This is a genomic window from Rhizobacter sp. P3_B12, from assembly GCF_056402895.1.
Map to the genome: position 1 here is coordinate 1 of NZ_JBFUGN010000717.1, position 3247 is coordinate 3247.

The 3247-nt window shown below is 70.6% G+C and carries 3 protein-coding genes; 1 reads left to right on the forward strand and 2 read right to left on the reverse strand.

The window, feature by feature from the left end:
- Positions 1-628: MFS transporter (locus tag AC1D01_RS26770; protein WP_477871775.1), on the reverse strand; the 628-nt coding region annotated here is incomplete at its 3' end.
- 95 nt (positions 629-723) lie between these two features.
- On the opposite strand from AC1D01_RS26770, the gene AC1D01_RS26775 reads away from it, so the two are divergent.
- The gene (locus AC1D01_RS26775) at positions 724-2325 is read left to right on the forward strand and encodes a sensor histidine kinase (protein WP_477871777.1); all 1602 of its coding nucleotides are present in this window, start codon (positions 724-726) and stop codon (positions 2323-2325) included.
- Between the two features lie 7 nt (positions 2326-2332).
- On the opposite strand, the gene AC1D01_RS26780 is transcribed toward AC1D01_RS26775, so the two are convergent.
- A partial coding sequence (locus tag AC1D01_RS26780) for a cupin-like domain-containing protein (protein ID WP_477871778.1) occupies positions 2333-3247 on the reverse strand: 915 nt, incomplete at its 5' end.

Genomic DNA, 3247 nt, shown 5'->3' on the forward strand with positions numbered 1-3247 from the left:
GCAGCAGCACCGCATCGACCAGCAGCGCGAGCGGCGCCCCCACCAGCTTGATCAGCGCGCCGGCCAGCCCCGGCCCGGCCACCTCGGCGCCCGAGGTGGCGAGCGCGTTCTTCGCATGCGCCTCCACCAGCCGCTCGCGCGCCACCACCTGCGTCAGCACGATCTGCGCGGCGGTGCCGGCGGTGGTGTAGACCGTGCCGATCACGAAGGCGACGACGTACATCCACGGCATCGTGAGCCAGCCCATCCACCAGGCGAAGGGCACGCTCGCGACGACCACCGCCAGGCTCGATTCGCCAAGGACGTAGACCGGCAGCTTGCGCACCCGGTCGAGCCAGACCCCGGCCGGCAGCGAGAACAGCACGAAGGGCAGCGTCTCCATCATGGTCAGCAGCCCCATCTGCGTGGGCGAGGCGTGCAGCAGCAGCGCGGCGGTCAGCGGCAGCGCGAGCATCGTGACCTGGCCGCCGAACGAGCTGATCAGGATCGAGGTCCAGAGCCGGCGGTAGGTGGCGTCGTGCAGCAGGTCGCCCACCGGCAGCGCCAGGCGCGCCCGCGCCTGGCGGCGCCAGGCGGCCAACCTCTCCGACAGCCCCGACACCCTCCCTCGCACGAACCGGCGAATCATCGATTCCCTCTCATATTTATGCGGCATTGGTCTCAACCGGAACCGCACAGTGTGCCGCGGTTCGATACCATCCGTCTCTCAAGGAGGTGCACGACATGCAAGCCCTGCAGATCCTTCACCTGGAAGACGACACGCTCGATGCGGACCTGGTGCAGCGCGAGGTCGCGCGGCTCGACATCCGGTCGAACTGGGTCACGGTCGCTTCCAGCGAGCAGTTCTTCGAGGCGATGGAGAACACCCGCTTCGACGCGATCCTCTCCGACAACCGCGTGCCCGGCATCGAGGGCCTGCAGGCGCTCGAGGTCGCGCGGCAGCGCCGGCCCGGCATGCCGTTCATCTTCGTCAGCGGCAACACCGACCCGCGCTGGGCCGAGCACTGCCTGGAGGCCGGCGCCACCGACTACGTCCCGAAGGACCAGCTGTTCCGCCTGCCGAGCGCGCTGCGCCGGCTGCACGATGCACGCGAGGCCGAGCGGCTGGCCCGGCTCACGCGCGGGCGCGCGCTGCTGGTCGACCTGGTGAAGGAGCTGTCGCTCGCGCGCAGCGTCGACACCATCGTGCGCATCGTGCGGCGCGGCGCGCGCCAGTTGAACCAGGCCGACGGCGCCACCGTCGTGATGCGCGACGGCGAGTTCTGCCACTACGTCGACGAGGACGCGATCGGCCCGCTCTGGAAGGGCAGCCGCTTCCCGCTCGGCTCGTGCATCAGCGGCTGGGCCATGCTGAACGGGCAGGCGGTCGCGATCCCCGACATCTACCTCGATCCGCGCATCCCGCACGACGCCTACCGGCCGACCTTCGTGAAGAGCCTGGTGATGGTGCCGATCCGCGCCGAATCGCCGATCGGCGCGATCGGCAACTACTGGGCGAACACGCACGAGGCGACGCCCGACGAGGTGGAGCTGATCCAGGCGCTGGCCGACTGCACCTCGCTCGCGTTCGAGAACGTCGCGGTGTACGAGAACCTGGAGCGCCGCGTGCAGCAGCGCACCGCCGAGCTGCAGGAGGCCAACAGCGAGCTCGAGGCCTTCACCTACTCGGTCTCGCACGACCTGCGCGCGCCGCTGCGCGCGGTGCAGGGCTACAGCGAGATGCTGCTGGCCGACGCCTCGCCGCCGCTGCAGGGCCAGGCGCTGCTGTTCGGGCAGAGCATCCTGGCCTCGGCGCACCGCATGCATGCGCTGATCGAGGACATGCTCAGCCTGTCGAAGGTCACGCGCGCCCAGGTGCGCGTGCAGCCGGTGCACATCGGCGCGATGGCGCGCGACATCCTGACCACGCTGCAGACGGCCTGGCCGCAGCGCAGCGCGCAGGTCGAGCTCGACGCCACGCTGATGGCCGACGGCGACGCCGGCCTGCTGCGGCTCGCGCTCGAGAACCTGCTGTCGAACGCCTGGAAGTTCACCAGCAAGCGCGACGACGCGAAGATCTCGTTCAGCGCCGAGGCGCAGAAGGACGGCCGCCTGGTCTACTGCGTGCGCGACAACGGCGCCGGCTTCGACATGGCCTACGTGCAGCAGCTGTTCGAGCCGTTCCGCCGGCTGCACCGGGAATCGGATTTCCCCGGCACCGGCGTCGGCCTCGCGATCGTGCGCCGCGTGGTGCAGAAGCACGGCGGCGAGATCTGGGTGCACGCCGAGAAGGACAAGGGCGCGAGCTTCTTCTTCACGCTGCCGCGCACCGGCAAGGCGCGCTGACAGCGGTTCAGCGCATCCGCTCCTTCAGCAGCGCGCGCAGCCGCTCGCGCAGCTCGGGCGTCATCTCGCCGAGCGCGCCGCGGCGGTTCGCCGGGATGTGCGCCGCCGCGTCGCGCCCGGCATCGAACACGTAGTGCTCGAAGATCGCGCCCCAGCCGCGGCGCTCCTCGGCGGGCAGCGACTTCAGGCACATCAGCACGTGCAGCAGGCCGTCGAGCGCCGACGGCACCGGGTCGTCGACCGCCAGCGCGCCGCGCCACCAGTAGTTCACCAGCATGTTGAAGCCCGCGAGCGACTCCACATGGTGCCACCACAGCGCCGGGATCAGGATCGCATCGCCCGGCTCGAGCTCGGCCACCTGCGCGGCGGCGACCGCCTCGCGGAAGCGCGGGAAGCGCTCGAAATCGGGCGCCGCGAAGTTCACCAGGCTGATCGGCGTGCCGGTCGGCGCATGGTCGAGCGGGCCGATGTACAGGTTGCCGATCTGCTCCGGCGGGAACAGCGTGAAGCGGCGCCGGCCGGCCACCACGCAGGCGATGTTGCTCGATTCGTCGAAGTGCGCCGGCGTCGTGAGCGCGTTGCCGAGCCAGATGCGCGGCACGATGCGCTGCCCGAGCAGCGGCAGCGGGTTCTCGTCGACGAAGCCGGGCAGGCAGTCGGGGATCGGCGAGCTCTGCACCGCCACCGCCGGCGGGTTCGGGAAGGCCGAGTAGCGCAGCACCTGCTCGAGCACCGTCGACAGCGGCAGCTGGTTGCGCATGAAGTTGAAGCCGCTCATGTCGGCGTTGTAGAACAGCCGCCCGTGCTGGTCGGGCGGCGTCATCACCGCCTGCACCTGGCTGCCGTTGTCGTGGTCGGCCAGGTACTGCGCAAGCGCCAGCGGCGATGCCAGGCCGTGGCGCACCGCGGGCCAGTGCTTCAC

Excerpts from the sequence above, each read along its gene's own strand:
- AC1D01_RS26775 (WP_477871777.1), top strand. The coding sequence starts at position 724 with ATGCAAGCCCTGCAGATCCTTCACCTGGAAGACGACACGCTCGATGCG.